18 protein-coding genes and 1 other RNA gene are annotated in these 26,171 nt (G+C 71.5%); 14 read left to right on the plus strand and 5 right to left on the minus strand.

The window, feature by feature from the left end:
* Positions 1-59: 59 nt before the first annotated feature.
* From H6693_00085 to H6693_00100, 4 genes are all read left to right on the plus strand, one after another.
* On the plus strand, positions 60-3,197 hold the full coding sequence (locus H6693_00085) for a T9SS type A sorting domain-containing protein (GenBank protein ID MCB9514576.1): 3,138 nt from the start codon (positions 60-62) through the stop codon (positions 3,195-3,197).
* A 36-nt stretch (positions 3,198-3,233) separates the two neighbouring features.
* Positions 3,234-6,365 carry a T9SS type A sorting domain-containing protein gene (locus tag H6693_00090; GenBank protein MCB9514577.1) on the plus strand — a complete coding sequence of 1,044 codons (3,132 nt, stop codon included), beginning with the start codon at positions 3,234-3,236 and terminating at the stop codon, positions 6,363-6,365.
* A 71-nt stretch (positions 6,366-6,436) separates the two neighbouring features.
* On the plus strand, positions 6,437-6,751 hold the full coding sequence (locus H6693_00095; GenBank protein MCB9514578.1) for a hypothetical protein: 315 nt from the start codon (positions 6,437-6,439) through the stop codon (positions 6,749-6,751).
* A 99-nt stretch (positions 6,752-6,850) separates the two neighbouring features.
* Positions 6,851-7,699, plus strand: a complete 849-nt coding sequence (locus H6693_00100) for a VCBS repeat-containing protein (GenBank protein ID MCB9514579.1) — start codon at positions 6,851-6,853, stop codon at positions 7,697-7,699.
* 10 nt (positions 7,700-7,709) lie between these two features.
* On the opposite strand, the gene H6693_00105 is transcribed toward H6693_00100, so the two are convergent.
* On the minus strand, positions 7,710-8,258 hold the full coding sequence (locus H6693_00105) for a hypothetical protein (protein ID MCB9514580.1): 549 nt from the start codon (positions 8,256-8,258) through the stop codon (positions 7,710-7,712).
* A 17-nt stretch (positions 8,259-8,275) separates the two neighbouring features.
* Positions 8,276-10,195: a hypothetical protein gene (locus H6693_00110; GenBank protein ID MCB9514581.1), complete on the minus strand. Its 1,920-nt coding sequence runs from the start codon at positions 10,193-10,195 to the stop codon at positions 8,276-8,278.
* 126 nt (positions 10,196-10,321) lie between these two features.
* Here H6693_00110 and ssrA point away from each other — a divergent pair.
* The 7 genes from ssrA (at position 10,322) to H6693_00145 (ending at position 16,005) form a co-directional block, all read left to right on the plus strand.
* Positions 10,322-10,685, plus strand: a transfer-messenger RNA (tmRNA) gene (ssrA, locus tag H6693_00115).
* Positions 10,686-10,828: 143 nt separating this feature from the next.
* Positions 10,829-11,794, plus strand: a complete 966-nt coding sequence (locus H6693_00120; protein ID MCB9514582.1) for an aldo/keto reductase — start codon at positions 10,829-10,831, stop codon at positions 11,792-11,794.
* 76 nt (positions 11,795-11,870) lie between these two features.
* On the plus strand, positions 11,871-12,671 hold the full coding sequence (locus H6693_00125; protein ID MCB9514583.1) for a glutaminyl-peptide cyclotransferase: 801 nt from the start codon (positions 11,871-11,873) through the stop codon (positions 12,669-12,671).
* Between the two features lie 130 nt (positions 12,672-12,801).
* On the plus strand, positions 12,802-13,677 hold the full coding sequence (locus H6693_00130) for an SPFH domain-containing protein (GenBank protein MCB9514584.1): 876 nt from the start codon (positions 12,802-12,804) through the stop codon (positions 13,675-13,677).
* 11 nt (positions 13,678-13,688) lie between these two features.
* Positions 13,689-13,880 (plus strand): hypothetical protein, encoded by a 192-nt coding sequence (locus tag H6693_00135; protein ID MCB9514585.1) that lies wholly within the window; start codon positions 13,689-13,691, stop codon positions 13,878-13,880.
* Complete coding sequence (locus H6693_00140; protein MCB9514586.1) at positions 13,877-14,554, plus strand: ABC transporter ATP-binding protein; 678 nt, start codon at positions 13,877-13,879, stop codon at positions 14,552-14,554. Before H6693_00135 ends, H6693_00140 begins: the two co-directional genes overlap by 4 nt.
* Positions 14,551-16,005 (plus strand): ABC transporter permease, encoded by a 1,455-nt coding sequence (locus H6693_00145; protein ID MCB9514587.1) that lies wholly within the window; start codon positions 14,551-14,553, stop codon positions 16,003-16,005. The genes H6693_00140 and H6693_00145 overlap by 4 nt, the downstream gene beginning before the upstream one ends.
* On the opposite strand, the gene H6693_00150 is transcribed toward H6693_00145, so the two are convergent.
* On the minus strand, positions 16,002-17,348 hold the full coding sequence (locus H6693_00150) for a 4Fe-4S dicluster domain-containing protein (protein MCB9514588.1): 1,347 nt from the start codon (positions 17,346-17,348) through the stop codon (positions 16,002-16,004). The genes H6693_00145 and H6693_00150 overlap by 4 nt on opposite strands.
* Positions 17,345-19,420: a molybdopterin-dependent oxidoreductase gene (locus H6693_00155; GenBank protein ID MCB9514589.1), complete on the minus strand. Its 2,076-nt coding sequence runs from the start codon at positions 19,418-19,420 to the stop codon at positions 17,345-17,347. The genes H6693_00150 and H6693_00155 overlap by 4 nt, the downstream gene beginning before the upstream one ends.
* Positions 19,421-19,601: 181 nt before the next feature.
* On the opposite strand from H6693_00155, the gene H6693_00160 reads away from it, so the two are divergent.
* Genes H6693_00160 through H6693_00170 form a run of 3 tightly spaced genes read left to right on the plus strand, consistent with a single transcriptional unit; the run spans position 19,602 to position 25,402 of the window.
* Positions 19,602-21,086 carry a TolC family protein gene (locus tag H6693_00160; protein MCB9514590.1) on the plus strand — a complete coding sequence of 495 codons (1,485 nt, stop codon included), beginning with the start codon at positions 19,602-19,604 and terminating at the stop codon, positions 21,084-21,086.
* A gap of 3 nt (positions 21,087-21,089) precedes the next feature.
* Positions 21,090-22,244 (plus strand): efflux RND transporter periplasmic adaptor subunit, encoded by a 1,155-nt coding sequence (locus H6693_00165; GenBank protein ID MCB9514591.1) that lies wholly within the window; start codon positions 21,090-21,092, stop codon positions 22,242-22,244.
* On the plus strand, positions 22,241-25,402 hold the full coding sequence (locus tag H6693_00170; protein MCB9514592.1) for an efflux RND transporter permease subunit: 3,162 nt from the start codon (positions 22,241-22,243) through the stop codon (positions 25,400-25,402). Before H6693_00165 ends, H6693_00170 begins: the two co-directional genes overlap by 4 nt.
* On the opposite strand, the gene H6693_00175 is transcribed toward H6693_00170, so the two are convergent.
* A complete protein-coding gene (locus H6693_00175) occupies positions 25,399-26,169 on the minus strand; it encodes a DUF3667 domain-containing protein (GenBank protein ID MCB9514593.1) in 771 nt (256 codons plus the stop codon). The two genes, H6693_00170 and H6693_00175, sit on opposite strands and share 4 nt — an antisense overlap.
* Positions 26,170-26,171 lie beyond the last annotated feature (2 nt).

Genomic DNA, 26,171 nt, shown 5'->3' on the forward strand with positions numbered 1-26,171 from the left:
AGGGCGGCCCTGTCCCCGGGGCCGTCTCCGGCGCTACTCCTGCCAAGTGAGGGCAAGTGATGTCGCTCAGACCCCTGCTGCTCGCTATCCTGACGATCTCCCTGACCAGCGCGACCGCCATCGCCCGCGAGAGCTCCGAGGCCTCGCGCCGCTTCGTCACGGCCGAGATCCCGCGGCCCGGCGAGTCGCCGGAGTCCGTCACCCGCGCGGACACCCTCTTCCTCTTCGCGGCCTCGGGCCCCGGCGCCTGGGGCGCGCCGGGCACCGACGCCCGCGGCTACACCTTCGACGACGGCGCCGGCGGCCCCGCCACGGCGGGCTGGACGCTCTGGGACAACACGGCCCAGCACGACCTCTTCTGGCACCTGCAGGCGCTCACGCTGAGCAACGGCCACGGCACGGACTTCTCCAGCGCCGACGACTTCGCCGACGGCGGCCCCACGGCCGGCAACGACTTCGCCTGGTGGTGCGGGGTCGAAGGCGCCTGCGGCTGGGTGGGGGAGGCCGGCTACGGCACGCACTGGGATCAGTATCTCGTTCTCGACGTTCCGCCCGGCGCCACCGGGGGCACGATCGCGTTCGACTACGTCGGCGACTTCGAAGGTCAGAGCTTCGACTACTTCACGCTCTATGCCGCGGCCGGCGGCGTGCTCGACGTGCTGACCGACAACCACGTCCAGGGCGAGCAGGCCGTGCTGCACGTCGGGCCGCTGGCCTTCGGCGACGTGGACTCGCTGGTCTTCGCCTTCCACTCCGACGGCGGCTGGTCCGACCAGGACGGCAGCTACCTCAGCGACATCGGCGCCGTGTGGATCGACAACCTGGTGGTGGACTACGACGGCGCGACGGACATCGCCTGGGACTTCGAGAGCGGCATCGAGGCGGACTACCCCGCGCTGCACGCGGCGATCCCCGCCGGCGCGGGGGCCTACGGCGCGCTCTATCGCGGGCTCTTCGCCGAGGACCCCTGCATCGTCAACGCCTCCTACGCCTGGGCCTTCTTCGATCCGGGCACCCTCAACGCCGAGTATCCCATCCCCGTCACCCCCTACGGCCCTCCTTACTTCGACAACGGCATCCGCAGCCCGCTGCTGGACGAGGCCCACGCGCTCGGTGAGGCGACGGGCACGCCGCTGCTCGACGCCACCGACGGCAACAGCCGCTACCTGCTGCGCTTCATGGCCTACTGCGATCTGCCGCTGAACGCGCTGGTGTTCTACACCGTGGACGTCGGCACGCAGACGCTGCAGTCCGACTGCAACGGCGTCGTGGTCGTCGAGAACGCCCTGTACTACGGCACGCAGAAGCGCTGGCGGGACATGTTCGTCGACTGCAGCCTGACCGTGGAACTCGCCTCCTGGGGCGGCGACGTCACGGGCGTTGACTACACGCTCCGCGTGATGGACCAGTGCGACGTCTGGTGCAATGTCTACGGCGATGGCATCGAGCACACGCCGGCGCCCTACTTCGACAACGTGCAGGCGATGCTGGTCAACGACGTCTCGCCGGTGGTCTGGGACGTGGATCCCTACCACCGCTTCCAGGACAACTTCCCCGAGGCCGGCACCGGGAAGGTGCGGATCGACAGTGCGCTCGACATCCAGCCGTCGACCAGCACGACCCTGGTGATCGGCGACTCCACGACGATCGCCCTGAACATGGAGGGCGCCGGCGGCGTCGCCACGGACCTCACCAGTGTGCCCGGAGAGATCCGCCCGCAGCTCTACCTCCATTCTCGCGTAATCGCCGGTCCCCACGCCGGCAGCACCGATCCCGCGATGGGCGACCCCGACGCCGGCGACGGCATCTGGTCCCCCTGGATCGGCACGGCGGCGGTGAACGGCGAGACCTGGAACGTCGCCGTGGCCGACACGGCGCGTGAGCAGGGCGCGCCGGATCCCGGCGCCTGGGCCTTCGACTTCGCCGACGACTACTTCGAGCCCGGGGACGTCATCCAGTTCTACTACAAGGCCACGGCCGTGGAGGGCGTCACCGAGACGCAGCCGCTCTGGGCCGAGAGCGCGGATCCGCTGCTCCGCCGGCGCTACACCGTGCGCTGCCTGCCGACGGCCGGCGCGGATCTGCTCTTCGTGGAGGACGGCGGCCCCCGCACGACCGACCCCGACCAGCGGCTGCTCACCTACTGGCTCGAGGCCTTCCGCTACAACGGCGCCTACGCGGTGGACGTCTACACCACCCAGGCGCCGAGCTCCGGGCTGAACAACGGCCTCGGGGGGAGGGCGGAGCCCGGCGACCTGGACCAGTACCGGATGATCCTCTGGGACAGCGCCGACCTGCCGAGCTACACGCTCCAGAACGCCCTGCCCGACGACCTCGCCTTCGACACCCTGCTGCTCGCGGACTGGCTGAACGGCAGCGAGCACGACACCGGGCTCTGGGTCCTGGGTACGCAGGTGGCCAGCGATCTCAACGACGAGCCCAGCTTTCTCAATGCCGCGCTCGGGGCCGAGCTGGTCTTCCCTGGCGCCGGCTACGAGGATCTCACCGGCATCCGCACCCCGCGCGTGCTCGTCACGCACCCGGCGCTCGAGGTGGCCGGGCAGATGCCCTACTTCGAACTCGCCGCCGGCTGTCCCGAGCTCGAGCAACTGAACCTCGTGCGACCGCTGCCGGGGAACCCCTTGGCCGAGGGGGTCTTCGACTGGGGCGTGGATCCCAGTGGCGGGGCCGTCGCGGGTGTGCTGAACCACGATCCCGACGGAGACGGCACGGCCACGAGTCCCGCCGGCTACGCCAACCGGACGCTGTTCTGCCCCTTCACCTATCCGGAGCTGCGCAACGTCGGGTTCGGGGACGACCTCGGCATCGACTACGCCCGCTACCTGGTGGGGAGCGTGCTCGCCGGGCTCTTCGGCACCTGGCCGGAGGACATCCCCGACGCCGCCGACCCCGTGCCCGCCCACACGGCCTTCGACGGCGCGTATCCGAATCCCTTCAACCCGTCGACCACGCTGCGCTTCGCACTGGCGACCCCGGAGCACGCGCGGCTCGATGTCTACGATCTCGCGGGCCGTCGCCTGCGCACCCTCGTGGACGCCGACCTGCCGGCCGCCGAGCACGAGGCGGTCTGGGACGGCCGCGACGATCGCGGCAGCGTCCTGCCCAGCGGCGTCTACTTCGCGCGGCTGACTGCGGGAGGCTTCCGTTCGAGTCAGAAGCTGATGCTCCTGAAATAGCGCGCCCCACGTTACCCCGGACGAATGAGGCAAGCGATGAAGACGAGACCCCTGCTGCTACTTCTGCCGCTCCTGGCGGTTGCCGCAACGGCGCACGCGCGGGAGGCGCAGGCGCCCTTGCGGACCTATTTCAGCGCCGAAGTCCCGCGGGCCGAGGCGCCGCCAGCTTACTCCGAGCGCGCCGACACGCTCTTCCTCTTCGCGGCCTCGGGCTCCGGCGCCTGGGGCGCGCCGGGCACCGACGACCGCGGCTACACCTTCGACGACGGCGCCGGCGGCCCCGCCACGGCGGGCTGGTCGCTCTATGACGCCAGCGCGCAGCTCGGCGCCTTCTGGCATCTGCAGGCGCTCACTCTGAGCAACGGTCACGGCACTGACTTTTCCAGCGCCGACGACTTCGCCGACGGCGGCCCCACCGCCGGCAACGACTTCGCCTGGTGGTGCGGGGTCGAGAACGTCTGCGGCTGGGTGAACGCCGCGGGCTACGGCAACAACTGGGACCAGTACCTGGTGCTCGACGTCCCGCCGGGCGCCACCGGTGGCACGATCGCGTTCGACTACGTCGGCGATTTCGAGGGCGACGACTACGACCACTTCACGCTCTATGCCGCGACCGCTGGCGTCTTCGACGCGCTCATGGAGAATCGCGTGTCGGGCGAACAGACCGTGCTGCACGTCGGCCCCCTGGCCTTCGGCGACGTGGACTCGCTGGTCCTCGCCTTCCACTCCGACCACGCCTGGTCCGACCAGGAGGGTTGGTTCAGCACGGACATCGGCGCGGTCTGGATCGACAACCTGGTGGTGGACTACGACGGCGCGCCGGACATCGCCTGGGACTTCGAGAGCGGCATCGAGGCGGACTACCCCGCGCTGCACGCCGCGACGCCGAAGGCGGCGGGCGCCTGGGGCGCGCTCTACGCCAATCTCTTCGCCGAGGACCCCTGCTTCCTGAATCCGACCAACGCGTGGGCCTTCTTCGACTACCTTCACACCACCAACCCCGACGTCCCGCTGCCGTCGACGCCCTACGGCCCGCCCTACTTCGACAACGGCATCGAGAGCCCGGTGCTGAGCCGCGCGCACGCGCTGGGCGAGGCCGCGGGGGCGCCGCTCGAGGAGGTGCTGGCCTCCGACAGCCAGCTGCTCCTGCGCTGGCTGGTCTACCGGGATCTGCCGCTCAACGCGCTGGTCTTCTTCGAGTACGCGCTGGCGGCGGAGACCCCCGCGCAGCCCTGCCTCGGCCCCTGGGCCAACGACAACACGGTCTACAACGGCACGAGCAAGCGCTGGGACAGCTACACGCTCGACACGACGCTCGACCTGACGGCGTCCGCGGAGGGCAACGGCGCCACGGGCCTGGTCGTGAGGCTCGGCGCCGTGGACATGTGCTCCGTCTGGTGCAACGTCTGGGGCGACGGCGTCGGCCACACCTGGGCGCCGTTCTTCGACAACGTGCAGCTCATGGTGGTGAACGGTGGACCCGTGGCTGCCTGGGATGCCAGGGTGACCAACCGCTTTCAGGACAACTTCCCGGAGGCCGGCACCGGGAAGGTGCGGATCGACGCGGCCAACGACATCCAGCCGTCGGGCAGCGCCACGCTTGCGATCGGCGACTCCGCCTGCGTCCGGCTCAACATGGACGGCGACGGCGGCATCGCCACCGACTACGCCAGCGTGCCGGGCGAGCAGCGCCCACAGCTCTACCTCTACGCGCGCGTGATCGACGGCCCGCACACCGGCAGCACGGACCCGGCGATGGGGGATCCGGACCGGAGCGACGGCATCTGGTCCCCCTGGATCGGCACGACGACCGTGCTCGGCGAAACCTGGAACGTGGCGATCGCCGACACGGCCCGCTGGCAGGGCCACGATAGCCCGAACAACTGGGCCTTCGACTTCGCCGAGGACTACTTCGAACCCGGGGATGTGATCGAGTTCTACTACAGGGCCGCGTCGGACGGCGGCGCGACCTCGACGCACCCGCAGTGGGCGGAGTCCGCCGATCCCTTCCTGCGCATCCACTACACGCTCCGCTGTCTGCCGACGGCCGGCGTCGAGCGGCTCTTCGTGGAGGACGGCGGCAGCACCAGCGACTTTCCCGAGTACTGGCTGCAGACGGTCTGGCGCGAGGCCTTCGTGATGAACGGGCAGGGCGAGTGGGACGTCTACAAGACCCAGGCGCCCAGCTCGGGATTGAACAACGGGCTCGCGGGGCGCGCGGAGCCCGGGGACCTCGCGCAGTACCGGATGATCATCTGGGACAGCGGCGCGCTGCAGCAATTCACGATCAGCAACGCGCTGCCCGAGGACCTCGTCTTCGACGACGCGCTCCTCGAGTCCTGGCTCAACGGCAGCCAGCACGACACCGGCCTCTGGGTGCTCGGCAACGGCGTCGCGAGCGACCTCGACGACGCGCCGGGGTTCCTCAACGACGTGCTCGGCGCGCGGCTGCTCCTGCCGGGCGAGAGCTACGACGCGCTCACGGGCATCATGGTCCCGCGCGTGAACGTGACCGATCCGCTGCTCGAGGTGTTCGGCCAGACGCCCTACTTCGCGGTGATGGCCGGCTGCCCGACCCCCCAGCCGCTCGATCTGGTGGGCCTCGAGCCGTCGAGCGCGTTCGCACGGGCGGTCATGGAGTACGAGAACGACGGCGGCGTGGGCGCCGTGGCGAGCGTCTTCAATCCCGATCCGGACGGCGACGGTGAACTCACCAGCCCGACCGGCTTCGCCAACCGGACCGTCTTCACGCCCTTCAGCTACCAGCTCGCGCAGGACACCGGCTTCGAGGTAGACCACTACCCCGGCTACGTGCGCCGCATGGTGGACGACGTGCTCGAACGGCTCTTCGGGGTCTTGGGCGATCCCATCGCCGCCGACCCCGTGCCCGCGCGCACGGCCTTCGACGGCGCCTATCCCAACCCCTTCAACCCGTCCACCACGCTGCGCTTCGCGCTGGCGGCGCCGGCGCACGCGCGGCTTTACGTCTACGACCTCGCGGGCCGTCGCGTGCGAAGCCTGGTGGACGCCGAGCTGCCCGCCGCCGAGCACGAGGCGGTCTGGGACGGCCACGACGATCGCGGAACCGCCTTGCCCAGCGGCGTCTACTTCGCGCGCCTCACGGCGGGAGACTTCGCCCGTAGCCAGAAAGTGCTGCTGCTGAAGTAGGGAAGCGGTCGCTCACCGCCGCCCGAGCTGCTATAATAACGAGTCTCCTTCCCCTGACGAAAGGAGCCCGGATGCCCACGGGGCGCGCCTTTCTGGCCCTGGGAGCGCTGCTCGTCGCCTCGCCGGCGGTTGCCTCGCTCCAGTTCGACGCCGAGTTCAGCCTGCCCGCGCACAGCGAGACCATCGCGGTGGACGGGCATTCCGTCCCCTGCCTCGCCGACATGAATGACGACGGTGAGCTCGACCTGCTGGTCGGCGAGGGGAGCGGCCTCTTCCCCGGCCGGGTGCGGCTCTACCTGAACGAAGGCCTGCCCGGGCCGCCAAGCTTCGGCGACTGGACCTACGTCGAAACCACCGAAGGGGAGCTCAGCTACCCCGGCGGGTGATGCCTCGGCCTCTTCCCGCGCGTCGCGCGGTGGAACAACGACGACCTGCCCGACCTGATTCTCGGCACGAGCGATGGCTACCTGTACATCCACCTCAACGTGGGCACGCCCACGGCGCCGCTTTTCGACACGGGCGCGCGCGTGCAGGTGGGGGTCTTCGACAACAAGGTGGACATCAACGTGGGCGAGCGCGCCACGCCCTGCGTGGTGGACTGGAACGAGGACGGCCTCTACGACCTGCTGGTGGGCGCCCTCGACGGCCAGCTGCGCCTCTACTACAACGAGGGCGGGGGACTGCCGCCGGACTTCCGTCACACCATCTACATCGGCGACGGCAGCGGCAACCTCACCGTGCCGCTCGGCTATTCGAGCCCGGCCATGGCCGACTTCGACCTGGACGGCGCCAAGGATCTCGTCGTCGGCAACGCCGACGGCAACCTCTACTACTACCGGAACAACGGCACGAACGCCGCGCCCACCTTCAGCGCGGGCTATCGCTGCGAGAGCCTCAGCGTCCCGATCCACCTGGCGGATTCGGGCAGGGCGCGCCCCTTCGTCTGCGACTGGGACGGCGATGCGGCGCCCGACCTGCTGGTGGGCTCCAACCTGGGCCACGTGCACCGCTTCCTCGGTGAGCCGGTCGTCGTGGCCGCGCCGCCGGTGGCCCTGGCCCCGCTGCGCCTGGAGACGCCCTGGCCCAACCCCGCCAACCCCGCGACGACCCTGACCTACTCGCTCGAGCGCGCGGCTTTCGTGACGCTCAGCGTCCACGACGCGCAGGGCCGCCACGTGGCGACCTTGCTCGACGGGTTCGAGGACGAGGGGCGGCATCAGCGCGTGTGGCGGGGGCTCGACGACGCCGGCCGCGCCCAGCCGTCCGGCCTCTACCTGGTGAGGCTGGAGTCGGCGGACGCGCGCGCCACGGAGCGGTTGCTGCTCCTGCGCTGAAGCGAGGCGACTAGCGGTACAGGCTCTTGACGGCGCTCCAGTTCTGGGGCGCCGTCGCGCTATCGTCCCAGCTCAACTCCAGCAGATCGACGCGGGTCAGCGAGCCGGCGAGCAACGTGATGCGCGCGCGGTAGTCGCCGGCGCCTGCCTGCAGCAGGGCGTCGCCCTCGGCCCAGGTGTAGGGCACCTCGCAGCCGATCCCCGAGCCCTCGTGCGCGAAGTCCGCGCTCGGGGCGTCGCCGCCGGCTTGGGGGGTGAGCGTGAGACGCAGCGTGCTGCTCTCGTCCGGCCAGCCCTGCAGCGCCAGGCGCGCGCGGTAGGCGTGCGCCTCTGCGAGCGTGACGTCCAGCTCGATCCACTCGCCGGGGATGTCCAGGCCGTCGGCCGCGTAGCCGCCGCTGGCGCTGCTGCAGTAGGTCACGTGGATGGAGTAGCCCCCGAGATCGTGGCTCGCCACGTAGGTCTCGCCCTCGACGAGGATCACGTCCTCGGCCGGCGCGGCCACGGGAGTGATCTGCAACGCGGCGATCGCGAGCACGAGGCAGAGTGCGAGGCGCATGGATCCTCCTTGCGCGGCTAGAAGTCCGCAGTGACGAGCAGCCGACCGATGTCCGCCCGGGCCGTGCCGCCCGCGAGGTCGCTGTCCAGGGCGATGGCGACGTACTCGAGACTCGCGCTGACGCGGGGCGCCAGCGTCTGCTTCAGCACGGCGCCAAGGGTGAGCTTCTGGCAGTCGCGGCGGCAGCTGCAGTCCGCGCTCTCGCCCTCGAGGCGGTCCTCGCCCAGCGTGGCGCTGAGGTCGAGATGGGTGCCGGCGCATGGCGCCAGCGAGACGAGCGCGCTCGTCAGCCGGCTGCGCGCCAGGTCGCTGCCGCCGTCGCGGAACGCCTCGACGCGCTGGAGCTGCTTGTGAAAGAGCGCGAGGCCCCAGCGCGGTCGCCGGTAGGACGCCGACGCGCGCCAGCCCTCGGTGTCGGGCAGGTAGGAGAGCGCGCGATACTCGGCGCCGTAGTCACGGCCCAGGTGCAGCCAGCCGGCGGCGAGGACGAGCCCCGCGGCCGGGGTGACGCGCAGGGCGGCGCGGGCGGCCCAGTCGCTCACCGCCTGCCCGGACGCGTCCACGCGGTCAACGCGCTGGCGGCTGCGGGCGGCCTCGGCGTCGAGGGTGAGCGTGGCGGGAAGCGGCGCGGTGAGCGCGAGGCTCGTCACCTCGCCGCGCTGGACGAAGCTCGCGGGATCACCCGCGTAGAGCGGCCAGTCGGCCGATTCGGGGTTCTCGTTGGCGGCCACCCAGGCGAGGACGAGCGAGGCGGGGGTGGCGCCGCCGAGCGTCCGCCGCAGTTCCATGCGTCCGGCGAGCAGGTCCTGGCGGTAGGCGAAGACGGGATCGGCGTTTGCGTCGAAGGCGTGGGCGCGCCGCGGCACGGCGTAGAAGGCCTCGGCGCGCAGCCAGGGCCGGGGCGCGGCGGCCAGGCGCGCGCCCTCGAAGGTGAGGGGCGGCGCGAGGTCGTCCAGCGACTCCAGCGCCAGGCCGTGGGTGCTGGTGCCGCAGCTGCCGCAGCCGCCAGCCCCGCCCGAGCCGGCGACCGGCGGGTTGTCCGCGGCGTCCCAGCGCTGCAGCGTCAGCGGCGTGAAGACGGTCTCGAAGAAGCCCAGCCGCGCGCTGGCCCGCGGCGCGACGAACTCCGCGAAGGCGCTGCCCCGCGCGTTCGCCAGGTACTGCGGGCCCTGGGCGAGTACGGCGGCGGGCTCGTTGCTGAGGCGGAGGCGTCCGCCCGCGCGGAGCCGCGGCGACAGCAGGACGGTCATGTCGACACGCAGCCGGTAGACGAGATCCACCACGGGATAGAGCGCCTCGCCGTAGGCGCCGCCCAGCGCGCAGGCGCAGAGGCCGGGAGCCGTGTCGCAGGGGCCGTCGTCGAGATGGTCCGCCACGCCGACGCCCAGCCAGAGCAGACGCACGCGTCCGCTCGTGCTGACGCGGGGGAAGTCGATGGCTGGGGGCGCTGTAGCCGGCGTGCGGGCGAGGGCGTCCTCGAGCGCGGCCGCGGCGTCGGGCACGGCGCCGACGTGCCGGGCGAGGACGTCGCCGGCGCGGTTCACGAGCGCGAAGGCGAAGCTGGCGCCTTCGGCGTCGAGGGCGGCGGCGAAGGCGAGCGTGGGGTCGTGGAACTGGGGGAAGCCGAGGTCCTGGTCGAGGGCAAAGCCGAGGGCGTCCCAGGGCTCGACGGCTTCCACCGCACCGAGCAGTGGAAGCTGCGGCTGGCGGCGGCGAAGCGCGGCGAGCTGCTCGACGTTGGCGAGGCAGTCCTCGCAGTCGGTGTTCCAGAGCACCAGGACGAGCGGGCGATCGGGCGGCAGGTGCTCGGCGGGGATGACGGGCGCGCCGTCTCCGAGGGCGGGGTAGAGAGCGGTCAGCAGCGGGGTCAGAGTGGCGTCGGCCCGCGCCGTGGGGGCGGCGAGCAGCAGCAGCAACGCGCCGAAGAAGCGTCCCATCGTCCCTCCCACACCGTGCGCGCACAACGCGAGTGTAGCATAGGAGCCGGCGGGCGCGAGGGCAATCCGGGCGGGCGAATTGACATCGCCTCGGGACGGGCCTACATTGAGTGCATCGGCGAAACCGGGGGCGACCAGGTTTCGACGGGGATTCGCAAAGCCGCAGCCGCGTGTCGGGGATTTCTCGGCTCAGCCCCGTTATCAAGGTCGAGAAAACACAATTGCCAACGATAACTTGGCCCTGGCCGCTTAACTTAGTTAGGTAGCCTGTCCGCCTCACTCGCGTCGCGGGGGTGAGGGCCGGGCATCAAACACCGCCGACTGGTCCTCTGCCGCGCCCGGGAGCAGAGGGCGAGACAATCCGGGCTGGCCGCGCGACGGATCGTCCGCCGTCCTCGCGCGCGGTGAGACTCAAAGCTGTGGACTACACACGTAGACGCCGCGGGGGAGGTTTCTTCGGACGCGGGTTCGATTCCCGCCGCCTCCACCTCTCGCCTTGAGAGTAAGAGATGATTCCGAGCGGCCAGGCCGCAGCGCGTTCCAGGACACGCTGCGGCCTTTTATTTGTGCCGACCCTCCAGGCCGCCTATACTCGCCCCGACCCCAGCCGGCACCCTCAACAGGAGACGTCCCATGGCCAACACTCCCACGACCCTCGGCAACAGCACCCTTCGCCTCGGCCGCATCGGACTCGGCTGCATGGGCATGTCGGAGTTCTACGGCGGCAGCCGCGACGAGGCTGCCCACATCAAGACCCTGCATGCGGCCATCGAGCTCGGCATCAACCACTTCGACACGGCCGACATGTACGGCGCCGGGCACAACGAGACACTCCTCGCCAAGGCCTTCGCCGATCGCTGGGACCGGGTGACCGTCGCCACGAAGTTCGGCATGCAGCGCGGCCCCAAGGGCGAGTGGCTGGGCCTCAGCGGGCGGCCGGAGTACGTGAAGGAGGCCTGCGAGAAGAGCCTGAAGCGGCTCGGCGTGGAGACCATCGATCTGTACTACCAGCATCGTCCGGATCCGAACGTGCCGGTGGCGGAGAGTATGGGCGCGATGAAGGAGCTGGTGGAGGCGGGGAAGGTGCGCTTCGTCGGCGTGAGCGAGTTCTCCGCCGAGCAGATTCGCGCCGCCCATGCGGTGCATCCGATCACGGCGCTGCAGACCGAGTACTCGCTCTGGTCCCGCGACGTGGAAGGCAACGGCATCCTGGCGACCTGTCGTGAGCTGGGCATCGCCTTCGTCGCCTACTCGCCGCTGGGCCGTGGCTTCCTGACCGGCGCGATTCCCAATCGCGAGGCGCTCGACGCCAGCGACTGGCGGCTGAACAATCCGCGCTTCACCGACGAGGCGCTGGCCGAGAACGCGCGCTTCCTCTCGCTGATCCGCGACATCGCCGCGGACAAGGGCGCCACCGAGGCGCAGGTGGCGCTGGCCTGGGTACTGGCGCAGGGCGAGGACGTCTTCACGATCCCGGGCACGCGGCGCATCGAGAGGCTCGAGGAGAACCTGGGCGCGTGGAAGGTGCAGTTCAGCGCCGCGGAGCTGGCCGCGATCCGGGAGCGGCTGCCGCGGGAGACGTCCGGCGCGCGGTACTAGGCGGCTGCGGGCTTTTGCTTGGCACCTGGCCCCGGCTCGGGCCTATAGTGGTGGACCCAATGTCCCAGGACGGTCCATGAAGAGCTTCTCCCGAGCGGCCCGGGTCGGCATCCTCCTGCTGGCGCTGCCCATGTGCTCCTGCGCCGAGGACGTCACCGGCGATCCCTCCACGACCGCGCCGGTCTGGACGCCCCAGGTGCTGGCCACCTATCCCCACGACTCCGCCGCCTTCACCCAGGGCCTGGTCTGGGCCGACAGCGTGCTGATCGAGGGGACGGGCCTGCGGGGGCAGTCCACCCTGCGCCGCGTCGAGCTGGCCACCGGCGCCGTCCTCGACGGCATCCAGCTCGACAGTCAGTACTTCGGCGAGGGCGTGGCCCTGGTGGGGGACCGCATCGTGCAGCTGACCTGGACCAGCAACCTGGGTTTCGTCTACGACGCGGCCAGCTTCGACGAACTGGCCACCTTCAGCTACCCCGGAGAGGGCTGGGGCCTGGCCTACGACGCCGCCGGCGACCAGCTCGTCATGAGCGACGGCACGGCCACCCTCCGCTGGCTCGACCCGGTGACCTTCGCCGAGCGCGATCGCGTCACCGTGCGCGACGGCGGGCAGCCCGTCTACCGTCTCAACGAGCTGGAGTTCGGCGGCGGCTCGCTCTACGCGAACGTCTGGCCGACGAACCGCATCGCCCAGATCAACCCCGAGACCGGCGCCGTCACGGCCTGGATCGACTGCGCCAGCATCCGTCCCGCGGGCCTGGCGCCGGGCGCCGTGCTGAACGGCATCGCCTGGGATCCGGCCGGGCAGCGCTTCTTCGTCACCGGCAAGCTCTGGCCGAGCCTCTTCGCCGTGGAGTTCGCCCCGCCCGGGCGCTGACGATTTCCTCGAATCGCCCCCTCCTCCATCGGTAGATCCCCCTTGACGAGATATCCATGTGATATCACACTGTAATCACCCGGCCGGCCACCCCGCGCCCGGGCCCCCCAGGCCGATTGAGGAGGAGATGATGACGACCGAACGCACGCGCAGCGCCGCATCCGGCTATCCCATGCTGCTGGTTGAGCTTGTGCTGCTGGCCCTGACCACGTGGCTCCTGATCTGGACGATCCGCAACGAGGCGCCCATCGGGCTCGTGGGCTTCTTCCCGGGCCTGCTGCTGACCATCCTCGGCCTCGCCGGCTTCTTCGTGGTGAACCCCAACGACGCCCGCGTGCTGGTGCTCTTCGGCACCTACAAGGGCACCGTCAAGACGAACGGCTTCTTCTGGGCCAACCCCTTCTACAGCAAGCAGAAGATCACCCTGCGCGCCCGCAACCTCAACGGCGAGAAGCTCAAGGTGAACGACGCGGCGGGCAACCCCATCGAGATCGCGGCGGTGGTGGTCTGGCAGGTGGCCGACACCTACAAGGCGAGCTTCGAGGTGGACGACTACGAGCACTACGTGGTGGTCCAGAGCGAGGCCGCGGTGCGTCACATGGCCGGCGCCTATCCCTACGACACCTTCAACGACGACGACGACCAGGGCCTCACCCTCCGCGCCGGCAAGGACGAGGTGGCCGACGTGCTGGAGAAGGAGCTTCACGAGCGCTTCAGCCGCGCGGGCATCAAGGTGATCGAGGCGCGCATCAGCCACCTGGCCTACGCCCCCGAGATCGCCGAGGCCATGCTGCGACGCCAGCAGGCCACGGCCGTGGTGGCCGCGCGGGCGCAGATCGTCGAAGGCGCGGTGAGCATGGTGGAGATGGCGCTGGAGCGCCTGGCCGCCAAGCACGTGGTGGATCTGGATGAGGAGCGCAAGGCCAGCATGGTGAGCAACCTGATGGTCGTCCTCTGCAGCGAGTCCTCCGCGTCGCCCGTGGTCAACGCCGGCTCGCTCTACTGATCGGAGCGACCGTGGCCGCCCGCAAGCGCTTCCTGCTCCGCATTCCCGACCCGCTGTGGGACGATCTGCAGCGCTGGGCCGCCGACGAGCTGCGCAGCGTGAACGCCCAGATCGAATTCCTCCTGCAGCGCGCGGTAAGGGAGCGGAAGCAGGGCAAGGGCGGCCCGGACGCGAACCCCAATCAGGAGAACGACGACGCGTGAGCGAGGCCTGGCTGAGCTGCCGCGGACTCACCCGCCACTATCGCCGGGGCCCGCACACGGTGCGGGCCCTGGACGGCGTGGACCTGGACGTCGCCCGCGGCGAATGCCTCGCCCTGGTGGGGGCCTCGGGCTCGGGCAAGTCCACCCTGCTCAACCTGCTCGCGGGTCTGGACACGCCGAGCGGCGGGAGCATCGCGCTGGAAGGCCGCCGTCTCGACACGCTGTCGCGGCGCGAGCTGGCGGCCTACCGCGCACGGCGCGCCGGGATGATCTTCCAGGCCTTCAATCTGCTGCCGCACTGCAGCGCCCTCGAGAACGTGGAGCTGGCGCTCACGCTGGAGGGACGTCCCCGCCGCGAGCGCCGCAGCGCCGCCCGCGCCATGCTCGAGCGCGTGGGGCTCGCCGATCGCCTCGAGCATCGCCCGGGCGATCTCTCCGGCGGCGAGCAGCAGCGCGTGGCCGTGGCGCGCGCCCTGGTGAAGGGCCCCGAGCTGCTCTTCGCCGACGAACCCACCGGCAACCTGGACCGCGAGAACAGCCGCGCCATCGCGGCGCTGCTCGCGGAGCAGGCCGCCGCGGGCGTCACCGTGCTGCTGGCGACCCACGACCGCGAACTCGCCGCCGAGACGGCGACCCGCGTGCTGCGTCTCGACTACGGCAAGGTGGCGCCATGACCCTGCTCGACGCGCTGGGCATCGCCGGCGCGAACCTGCGCCGCATGAAGCTGCGGGCCGGGCTGACCGTGGCCGGCGTGGTCATCGCCATCGGGGCGATGGTGGCCATGCTGAGCTTCGGCGCGGGCAATCACCGGCTCATCACCGAGCGCGCCGAGAGCCTGGGCCTGCTCAACACAATTCAGGTGACGCCCTCGACGCCCGAGGACAGCCTCCAGTCGCCGCCGCTGGACGCCGCCGCCGTCGCGCGCTTCCAGCGCCTGCCCGGCGTGCGGCTCGCCTATCCGCTGGACGCGCTCACGCTCACGGTCGGCTTTCGGGGCCGCAGCCAGACGGTCGAGGCGCAGGCGCTGCCGGAGGCCGCGCTGTCCACGAAGCTCTTCTCGCAGCTGCGCGCGGGCGAAACCCTGCGCGGCGCGCCCGGCGAGGCGCTGGTCACGGAGCGCTTCCTCGAGGAGATGGGGCTCGCCGTCAATCGACCCGAAGACGTGATCGGCGACACGCTGTTCGTCAGCCTCACCGTGGCGAGCGTGGACAGCGGGCTCGCGCGCGTGCTGGGCACGGTGGAGGGCCGCTTCGCCGCGCTCTCGCGCAGTCTGCGCCCGGACTCCCTCGGGAGTCCCGACTATCGCCGGCGCGTCGCCGCCGACGAGTTCGGCGAGGCGGCCCAGCGCTTCCTGGACGGACTGCTGAAGGGGCGCGTCGTCGCCGACACGCTGCGAATCCGCGGCGTGCTGGACGTCCCCCGCGGGCGCAGCGCGCGCACCCGGCCCCTCATCCTGCGCCCCGCCGACGCCCTGCGCTTCGCCAGCGCCGGCCCGCCGGCCGAGCCGCTGGCGCTGTTTCGAGCGCTCGAGGCCGGCAGCCTCTTCGACGTCGCCGCCGCCGACAGCGCGCAGCAGTACCCGCAGGTGACGCTGGACCTCGATCCGTTCTCGCCCTACGAGAGCGTCCGCGACAGCCTGCGCGCCCTGGGCTATCACACCTTCAGCTTCGCTGATCAGCTGGGTGAGATCCGTCGCGCCTTCCTCATCTTCGACCTGGGGCTGCTGGCCATCGCCCTGGTCGCGCTGGTGACGGCCGCGCTCGGCATCGTGAACACGCTGCTGATGTCCATCAGCGAGCGGCGCCGCGAGATCGGCGTGCTCAAGGCCCTCGGCGCGGACGAGCGCGAGATCCGCGGGCTCTTCCTCGCCGAGTCGGCGCTGATGGGCGCGCTGGGGGCGGCGGGGGGTATCCTGCTGGGCTGGGGTGTCGCGCGCGCGGCGTCCGCGGTGGCGAAGATCGTGATGGCGCGCCAGGACATGCCCGCCCTTGAACTCTTCGCCACGCCGCTCTGGCTGGTGGCCGGCGCCTTCGGCTTCGGACTCGCGCTCAGCCTGCTCGCCGGCACCCTGCCCGCGGGGCGCGCGGCGCGCGTCGACCCCGTGGAGGCGCTGCGGGGCGACTAGCGCGGGCCGAGACGCGTCGCCAGCGCCCGGTCGAGCGTCCGCCGTGGCGACGGCAACCGCAGTTCGCGATAGAACGCCGCGCGGTCGAGCAGCGCGCCGACGACCATCAGGCCCATCACCGGCAGCCCCGCCGGCGCCGCGCCCGCGGCCACGGCGATGCCCGCGGCGATCAGCGCCGCCGCGCGCAGGCCGCCGACCCACCCGACGGGCCGCGCGCCGCCGCGGTAGCGTCCCAGCCACAGCAGCGCCAGCAGCAGCAGCGCGCCCGCCAGCGGCCAGGCCCAGCCCCTGAACGCGAGCGTGTAGACGATGGCGTTGGGCACCGCCTCCGCGCTGTGCACGCCGACGCTGCCCCGCGGCACGTCCGCCACTTCGTAGAGCCGGTCCATCGCGTAGAGCGCCGCGAAACCCGCCATGCCCCCGGCCAGCGACAGCAGCAGGTTCGGCGCGAGGAGCAGCGGCAGCGCGCCCGCGAGCAGCACGAACGCCCCCGTGGCCGCGATCTCCCGGCTCAGCCAGGAGTGACGGATCCCCAGCAGCGCGCGCCACGCGCGCCAGGGCTTGCCCAGGTGCGCCGTGCTCAGCGCCATGGCCGCCAGGCCGCCCCAGAGAATCGGCAGCGGACGGTCCAGCCGGCAGGGCGGCAGCGTGTCCAGGCGCATCGCCACGAGCAGGGGCAGCGCGGTGCTGAAGAGCAGCAGCGGCCACTCGTCTCTCAATGAAAGGCGGCGGCCGCCGCCGTCGCCGCTGCCGGGCGGGGCGGCGCCGCCCCCGCCGGGTGGGGGACCTTCGGGCCCGTCCGCTCCCGGCGGCAGCGGCGTGAAGCGCAGCGCGGGACGCACCTGCGACGCATCGAAGCCCGGCACCTCGCGCGCGTGGAGCGCGGCGGCGGGGGCGTCGAGGTCGAGGAGGTTCAGCGCGTCGGTGGGGCAGAGCGCGACGCAGGCGGGCTCGCGGCCCTCAGCGAGGCGCGGCTGACAGAGCGTGCACTTGCTCATGGTGCCGGCGCGCGCGTCGAAGCGGGGGGCGTCGTAGGGACAGGCCCAGCTGCAGTAGCGGCAGCCGATGCAGCGCGCGGGATCGAGGATCAGCGCGCCGGTGGTGGCGTCGCGGGCGTAGGCGTCGGCGGGGCAGGCGATGGCGCAGGGGGCGTCCGCGCAGTGCATGCAGGCCAGCGACAGGTGGTAGCGGGGCGCGCCGGCCAGGGCGCCCGGGTTGAAGGTCTCCACCCGGCGCCAGCTCTCGCCCCAGGGCAGCGCGTTCTCGATGCCGCAGGCGAGCTGACAGGCCTGGCAACCCGTGCAGCGCGAGAGATCGAGGTGGAAGCCGGCCCTCATCGTCATTGCGCGGCCCGCTCGATCTGGACGCGATTCTCGTGGAAGGCGGCGCCGTGGCCCATGTCCGTTTCGCGCCCCGCCGACAGCCGGTTGACGCCCCCGCCCTCGCTCTCCCACCAGCCGTTGTGCGCGAGCACGCAGCCCGGCTTCAGCGCGGAGGTGAGCGCCAGCGGCAGCGTGAGCTCGCCGCGATCGTTGAAGACGCGCACGCGCTCGCCGTGGACGAGCCCGCGCGCGGCGGCGTCGTCGGGGTGCGCCTGCAGCGTGGGCGCGGGGTCCAGCGCGCGGATCATCGCCAGGTTTCCGAACTGCGAGTGGATGCGGTTCTTGGTGTTGGGCGTCATGAGCAACAGCGGATAGCGCGCGGCGAGCTGCGGATCGCGACGGCCCGCCTCCAGCGGCTCGCTGAACTCCGGCAGCGGATTCGCGCCCCAGCGCGCGGCCGCCTCCTCCGAGCGCAGCTCGATGCGGCCCGAGGGCGTGGGGAAGACGCGATCGGCGAAGGCCACCTCCGCGAAGTCGGGGGAGAGAACGGGGCCGGCCTTGAGCGTCTCGAGGTCGAGGCCCAGCGCCGCCACGCGGGCGGCGAGCCAGCGCTCGACCGTTTGGTCGTCGGGCCCCGGGATGGCCGCGTCGACCGCCGCGGGATCGAAACCCAGGCGCGCGGCCAGCGCGCGGTAGATCGACGTCTCGGTGCGCACCTCGCCGGGCGGGTCCATCACCTTGGCGCGGTACTGGAGGTAGGGGTGCCAGTAGGCGGTGAGGACGTCCGCCTGCTCGAGGAAGCTCTTGGCCGGCAGCACGATGTCCGCCTCGCGCGCGCTGTCCGTGAGGAACTGGTCGACGACCACACGGAAGTCGAGCGCACGAAACGCCTGCCGCACGCGGCCGCTGTCGGGATTCTGGCTGAGCGGATTGCCGCGCTCGACCCAGGCGACGGCCAGCGGCGGGTCGGCGGCGAGCATGTCGGCGCCGAGTCGCGCGGTGGCGATCGTGGGGCGCAGCAAGTCGTCACTCCCTTGCTCAGGCCGGTACTCGGGATAGAGCGGCAGCGGGTCGTGGGGGCCGAAGACGTGGCTCTGCAGATTCGCGAACTGCCAGCCGCCGCCCGGGCGGCCGATGTCGCCCGTCAGCGCGGGCAGGGCGATGAGCGCGCGCAGCGTCTGCCCGCTGTTGGCGTAGCGCTGCATGCCGTAGCCGGCGATGAGCGTCGCCGGGCGGCGCTCGCCCCAGAGCGCGGCGAAGGCTTCGATCTGCGCGGCGGGGATGTCGCAAACCTCACTGGCACGCACGGGGGTCCACGTGGCGGCGAGCCTGGCGAAGTCGTCGAAGCCGTGCACGTGCGCGTCGACGAAGTCGCGGGCGACCCTGCCCTCGCGGATCAGCTGACCCGCCACCGCGAGGGCCAGGGCGCCGTCGCTGCCCGGCCGCGGGCGGAGGAACAGGTCCGCGCGCTCCGCGCTCTCGGTGCGGCGGGGATCGACCACCACCACGGCCGCGCCGCGCGTGCGCGCCGCCTCGATGAAGCCCATCTGGTGCAGGTTCGTCTCGGCGGGGTTCTTGCCCCACAGCACGATCAGCCGCGCGTTGGGCAGGTCCCAGGGCGCGTTGTGGACGTTCGCGCCCAGCGTCAGGCGCCCGGCCTCCAGCCCCGCGGGCCAGCAGAGGTCGCCGTAGGTGGTGGTCGCGCCGCCGAAGAGTCGCCAGAAGGCCTCGCCGGCGCCGTTCAGCAGGCCCTTGGTGCCGCTGGCTGAATAGTAGAGGACGCTCCGCGGCCCGTGGCGCCGCCGCGCCTCCTCGAGTTGCTCGGCGATCGCGTCCAGGGCGTCGTCCCAGCGAATGGGCGCGAAGCCGCCGCCTGGCTGCCGGCGCAGCGGGTGGAGTAGCCGGTCGGGAGACGCCACGCGCTCCACGTAGGCGAGCCCCTTGAGGCAGGGCCCGCCCGCGGTGGCGCGGTTGGCGGCGAGCGGCTCCACGGCGGTCAGGCGCCCGCCCTCCACCTGCAGGCTGAGGCCGCAGGTGGAGTAGCAGTTGCGCGGGCAGGCGCTGGTCACGACGCGGCGCTGTGAAGCGTTCAACAAATCTCCTCGGCTCCGCCGCCAGGGGCTGGCGGTGGGTACGAAATCTTGAAACCTTGGGGCGCGACGTCGTAGACTGCCCGGACCCTGCCGCCACCCTCGGCCCCCGCGCCGAACTCCCTGGAGTATGATGACAATCCGCAGTTCGAGACAACGCCCAACTCGCGTGCCCTCGCGGTGCATGCGGCGCCTGCCCGCGCTGCTGCTCGCGGTCGGTCTGGCGCTGCTCGGGCGGCCGTCGACCCTCCGCGCGGAGGCGGTGACGGCCATCCCCGGCACTGAAGTCACGTCCGCCCAGCACCTGAGCCTGGAGCAGTGCATCGACCTCGCCCTGGGGGTCGAGGGCAACGCCGCCCTGCGCGCCGAGCGCGAGCGCCGCCGGGAACTGGACGGCCAGATGGGCCAGGCCCGCGCCACCGGCCTGCCCACCCTGGATCTCTCCGGCACCTGGAGCCGCGGCCGCGACCCCAGCTTCGCCTTCAACTCGACCTTCGGCGGCGACGGCGTCGACGCCGGCGGCACCGGCAACGCCACCCTGGACAGCCTTCTCGCCGGCTTCAGCTTCATTCCGGCGCCGGAGGACATCGCCGCCCAGACCTTCTGGCGCAGCAGCCTGAACGCCCGCTGGGAGCTGCGGCCGGGCCTGGTCTTCAACGCGGTGGGCGCCGCGGGCCTTGGCATCGAGCGCCAGGACGCGGCGGTGCGCGGGGCCGAGCACCGCGCCGTGGAGACCGTGATGACCTCCTACCACGCGCTGGTCGCCCAGGCGGAGAACCTGGCCGCCCTCGACGCGGACCTCGCCGCCAAGCGGGAGTTCCTGAGCGTCACGCGCAAGCGTCAGGCGCTGGGCCTTTCCACGCCGCTGGACACGCTGCGCGCGGCCGTCGCCCTGGCCAACCTCGAGCCGGAGCGCCGCAACGCGGCGCAGAACCTGCGCGACGCCGGGGCGCGTCTCAACCTGGCCATGGGGCGCGAGCCTCTGACGCCGCTGACGGTCACCGGCGAGCAGGCCGTGGAGCTGGATCCGCTGCCCGCGCGGGTGCCGGCGGCGGCGGTGGCGGCCCGGTCCGACCTGCGGCAGATCGAGCTGCTGCAGTCGATCCTGCGCAAGAATCGCGGGGCGCAGAAGGCCCAGCACCGGCCCTATCTGTCCGCCGACGCGTCCTACGGCTACGTCACCAGCGAGTTCGACCAGCTCTTCGACACCGGGCACGACTTCTGGAGCGCGAGCGTGACGCTCACGGTGCCGCTCTTCGACGGCCTCTCCACGCGCGGCAAGGTGACGGAGACCGAGGCGTCGATCCGGCGCACGGGCATCGAGTACCGCGACGCGCTGCGGCAGGCGGAACTCGAGCTGGAGTCCACGCTGGGCGCGCTCGCGGCGGCGCGGGAGACCCTGCTCGCCGCGTCGCTGAACGAGCAGGCGGCCGCAGAGGCCCTCGCCCAGACGCAGCAGCGCTATGGCCTGGGCAAGGCCGACTATCTCAGCGTCCTCGATGCCCAGACCCAGCACCGTCTCGCGCGCCAGAACGGCATCGCCGCGCGCAGCCAGGTGCTCGGCCTCACCGCCACCGTCAAGCGACTGCTGGGGCACGATCCCCGCGAAGCGCTCGGCGCCGTGCTCGACGCCTTGCCCGCTGCCGACGCAGCGGCCTCCGGGAGGTAACCCATGGGATCCAACACTCGCGCGCGGCTCGCGCGGCCGGCGGCCTGGCTGCTCGCCCTGGGCCTGGTGGGCCTCGGCCTCGCCGCGGGCTGCGGCGGCAAGGCGGACGCCCAGGCCGACGCCGACGTGCCAGCCTCCGAGAAGCCGCGCAACGTGCGCGTCCTCGTGCTCGGCCCCACGCCGCTAGAGGAGTACCTCGAGTTGACCGGGCGCGCCGCGCCCGTGCGGGGCACCGACGTGAGCGCCGAGGAGGGCGGGCGCGTCGAGTCGCTGCCGGCCGGCAAGGGCAGCCGCGTCGACGCGGGCGGCACGCTGGTGGCGCTGGACCGCCGGCTGCTGGCGGCCGAGCTCGAGTCGGCGAGCGCGGCCCGCGACCTCGCGGCCTTCGAGGCGGCGCGCCAGGAGTCGCTGCTGGCCGAGAACATGGTGAGCGAGTGGGAGGCGCGCGCGGCGCGCACCCAGCTGCGTCAGGCCGAGGCCGCGCTGGACGTCGCCACGCTGCGGCACGAGCGGGCGCGCATTCCCGCGCCCTTCGCGGGCGTGGTGACCGAGCGCTACGTGGAACTGGGACAGCTCATCAGCCCCGGGATGCCGGTGGCGCGCGTGGTGGACCCCAGCGTGCTGAAGCTCGAATGCTCGGTGAGCGACCGCGACGTGGCGCTGCTCGAGAAGGGCAAGCGCGCCGACGTGCAGTTCGGCGTCGACGGCCCGCGCTCCCAGGGCCGCGTGCACTGGGTGGGCCTCGAAGCGGACCCGATGAGCGGCAAGTTCCCCGTGGAGATCCGCGTGGACAACCCCGACCTGGCCCTGCGGCCGGGCGTGATGGGGCGGGCGCTGCTGCTGAAGGCGCGGCACGAGAACGTGATCAGCATCCCGCGGGACGCGGTGCTGCAGCGCGGCGGCGGCCCCGCCGCCTTCGTGGTGCAGGACGGCCGCGCGGTCGAGCGCGACCTGGAGCTCGGCGCCGACCAGGGACTCATGGTGGTGGTCACCCGCGGTCTGAGCGCGGGGGAGCGCCTGGTGGTGCGCGGTCAGCGTGAGCTGGTGGCCGGCGGGCCGGTCAACGTCACCGAGACCACCGAGCGGCCGGATGGCAGCCTGGCCGGCGATCCCGCGGAGTTCGGCGCGGCGGCGTCGGCGGGGGGCGGCGGCCGATGAAGATCACCGAGATCTCGGTTCACCGCTCGCTGACGGTCTTCACCCTCATGGCGATCACGCTGATCGTGGGCGTGGCGTCCTATCTCGGCCTGCCGCGCGAGTCGTCGCCGGACGTGAAGATTCCCTACGTCATGGTCGTCGCGCCCTATGTGGGCACGAGCCCGGCGGACATGGAGCACCTCGTCACGCGCAAGCTCGAGCAGCAGCTGAAGGGCATCCCCGATCTCGAGGAGATGATCAGCAGCTCGCTCGAGGGGGCGTCGCAGATCTCGCTGGAGTTCAGCACGGACGTCGAGATGAGCGACGCCCTGCAGAAGGTGCGCGACGCGGTGGAGATGGCGAAGCCCGACCTGCCGGACGACGTCCGCGACGACCTGGTGATCCAGGAGCTCAGCTCGAGCGACTGGCCGATCCTCCAGATCCTGCTCTCGGCGGACTACGACCCGGTGCGCCTGAAGAAGGTGGCCGAGGACCTGCAGGAGGAGATCGAGCGCGTCGAGGGCGTGCTCTCCGTGGGCATCAGCGGCGCGGTGGAGCAGGAGGTCCGGGTCGACGTGGATCCGGAGCGATTGCGCTACTACGGCCTGGGTCTCGGTGACGTGATGGACGCGCTGCGTCTGGAGAACGTCAACATCCCGGGCGGCGAGCTGGGCCTCGGCACCTACGACTACCAGGTGCGCGTGCCCGGCGAGTTCAGCTCGCTGGAGGAGATCCCGCGCATCGTGCTCAATCCGGCCGCCGACGAACCGGTGAGCCTGGGCGACGTCGCCAGCGTGCGCCTCGACCTGGCCGACCGCGCGACCGAGTCGCGCCTCAACGGCGTGGCCTCGGTGAGCCTGTCGGTGACGAAGCGGAGCGGCGAGAACATCATCCGCATCGCGGACGAGATCAAGCGCATCGTGGAGGCCGAGCGGGCGAACCTGCCGGCGGGCACCCAGCTCACCATGACCGGCGACCAGTCGGTCTACATCCGCGACATGGTGCGCGAGCTGGAGAACAACATCCTGAGCGGCCTGATTCTCGTGGTGGCCGTGCTCTTCCTCTTCCTCGGCTGGACGAACTCGCTCTTCGTGGGCTCGGCGATCCCCTTCTCGATGCTGCTCAGCTTCATCGTGCTGCGCGCGATGGGCATCACGCTGAACATGGTGGTGCTCTTCTCGCTGATCCTGGCGCTGGGCATGCTGGTGGACAACGCGATCGTGGTGGTCGAGAACATCTTCCGGCACCGCGGCATGGGCATGAGCCGCACCGAGGCGGCGCTGCAGGGCACGAGCCAGGTGACGGCGCCCGTGATCGCCTCCACGCTGACGACGATCTGCGCCTTCGGCCCCCTGGTCTTCTGGCCCGGCATCATGGGCGAGTTCATGAAGTACCTGCCCATCACCGTGATCGTCACCCTGGTGGCCTCGCTCTTCGTGGCGCTGGTCTTCAACCCGGTGCTCTGCTCCACGTTCATGAAGGTGCCCACGCCCCGCGCTCCCGGGCGCGAACGCCTGGGCGACAAGCTCTTCCAGCTCGGCCTGCGCACCTACGAGCCCACGGTCCGCTGGGCGCTTCGGCATCGCGCCCTGACGCTCTTCGGCATGTTCGCGCTGCTGATCCTCGTGCTGGTGCTCTTCGGACGCTTCAACGCGGGCGTCGAGCTGTTCCCCGACACCGATCCCACCTTCGCCTACGTGAACATCGAGGCACCCAGCGGCACCCGGCTCGAGCAGAGCGACGCCTACGCCCGCCAGGTGGAGGTCGAGGTGGCCAAGGTGCCCGAGCTGGTGGCCTACTGGACGGAAGTGGGCAGCACCGGCGGCGAGATGTTCGGCGGCAGCGGCGGCGGCGGCAACCTGGCCACCGTGAGCATGGAGTTCATCAAGGCCGAGGACCGCACCGTGAACTCCCGCGACAGCATGACCAAGCTGCGCGAGCGCCTGGCCGGCTTCACTGGCGCCGAGCTGCGCATCGACAAGCAGGAGGAGGGGCCGCCCACGGGCGCGCCGGTGAACATCGAGATCTCGGGCGACGACTTCGCCACCCTGGGCGACCTGGCCGAGACCGTGACCGAGCGCATCCGCGATCTCCCCGGGCTCGTGGACCTGGAGGACGACTACGACCGCGGCCGCCCGGAGCTGCGGATCATCCCCGATCCCGAGAAGGCGGCGCGGCTGGGCCTGCGCACCATGGACCTGGCCAGCACCCTGCGCACGGCGATCCATGGCGACGACGTCGGCGAGTACCGGGTGGGGGAGGACGAGTACGACATCGTCGTCCGCTTCGCGGAGCCCTCGCGCAAGAACGTGGAGGACCTGGAGAACCTGACGCTCTTCTACGAGGGCAAGTACATCCCGCTGGCCGCCTTCGCGGACATCCGTTTCGAGACCGGTCTGGGCGCGATCACGCGCAAGGACGCCGAGCGCGTGGTCACCGTGTCGGCCGACGTGGGCGAGGGCTACAACGGCAACGCGATCCTGGCCCAGGTCCAGCAGCGGCTCGACGGCTTCGAGCTGCCGCCGGGCTATCATCTGGCCTTCACCGGCGAGAGCGAGGACCAGGAGGAGAGCAACACCTTCCTCTTCAAGCGGAGCTTCCCCATCGTGCTCATGCTGATCCTGCTGGTCCTGATCTCGCAGTTCACGAGCCTGACGGTGCCCTTCGTGATCATGTCCAGCGTGATCCTGTCCTTCATCGGCGTCTTCACCGGGCTCATGGTGCACCGCACGCCCTTCGGCATCATCATGACCGGCGTCGGCGTGATCTCCCTGGCGGGCGTGGTGGTGAACAACGCCATCGTGCTGCTCGATTACATCCTCAAGCTGCGCGAAGAGGGGATGGAGCCCATCGAGGCGATCGTCGAGGCCGGCAAGACCCGCTTCCGCCCGGTGATCCTGACCGCGGTCACAACGGTGCTGGGCCTGATCCCGCTGACCACGGGCTTCTCGGTGAACTTCGAGGGGATCTTCACCGGCGACTTCAGCCATGCCGTCACCATCGGCGGCGAGTCGAGCCAGTGGTGGGGCCCCATGGGCCTCGCGGTGATCTGGGGCCTGACCGTGGCCACCTTCCTCACCCTCGTCGTGGTGCCGGTGATGTACTCCACCATCGACCCGACCAAGGCGTGGATGCTGCGGCGGGCCAAGGCGGTGCTGCGTCCCTTCCGCCGCGCCTAGGCGAAGAAGAGGGTGAGGGCGACCACCAGGCCGGCCACGATGCCCATGATGAGCAGGTAGCCCGCCGTTCCCAGCAGTCCCAGCGTCACGCTGCGCGGCCAGCTCGCGCCGTAGAACGCGCGGTTGGCCGTGCACAGCATCAGCAGGTGCAGGGCCAGCCGCGCCGGCACCACCGCTTCCTGCCTCCAGAAGCCCACGCTCAGCAGCGCGATGTCGTAGAGGAAGAGCTGTCCCTGCACGAAGAACAGGTAGACGAGCGTCTCGGCGTAGTTGCGGTCGAAGCCCCGGAAGAGGAGGCGCTGGAAGGCCGCGATCACCGGCAGGGCGATCACCACGACCGCGTCCAGGTGCGAGGCGATGAACCCCCGCGCCGCCTCCGCCCTGCCGGCGGCGTCGCCCGGCCCTCCCGTGATCGAGACGCCCATGCCGAGTCCCGCGTCCAGGTCCAGTCCCGTGAGGCGGTGCACCAGGAGGAAGAGGGCCGTCGCGCCGAGGAAGAAGCGCAGCGGGCTCACGTAGCGCGCGCGCCGGCCGGCGACGTAGTCCGCGGCGAGGCCGCCCGGCGAGCGGACCAGCCCGCGCAGGGTGCGCAGCAGCGAGGTGTCCAGGTCGGCCAGGTTCTGCAGGAACTCCCCGAGGAGATGGCGGCCGTCGAGACGGCCCCGCCGGTTGTCCTGACCGCAGTCCGGACAGAAGTCGCTCCCGCCCGCCGCGCCGCAGTTGGGGCAGCCGAGGGACCGGTTCGGGGTGTGCGGATCGGGCGGCACGC

It is taken from the genome of Candidatus Latescibacterota bacterium, from assembly GCA_020633725.1.
Taxonomy (GTDB): domain Bacteria; phylum Krumholzibacteriota; class Krumholzibacteriia; order JACNKJ01; family JACNKJ01; genus VGXI01.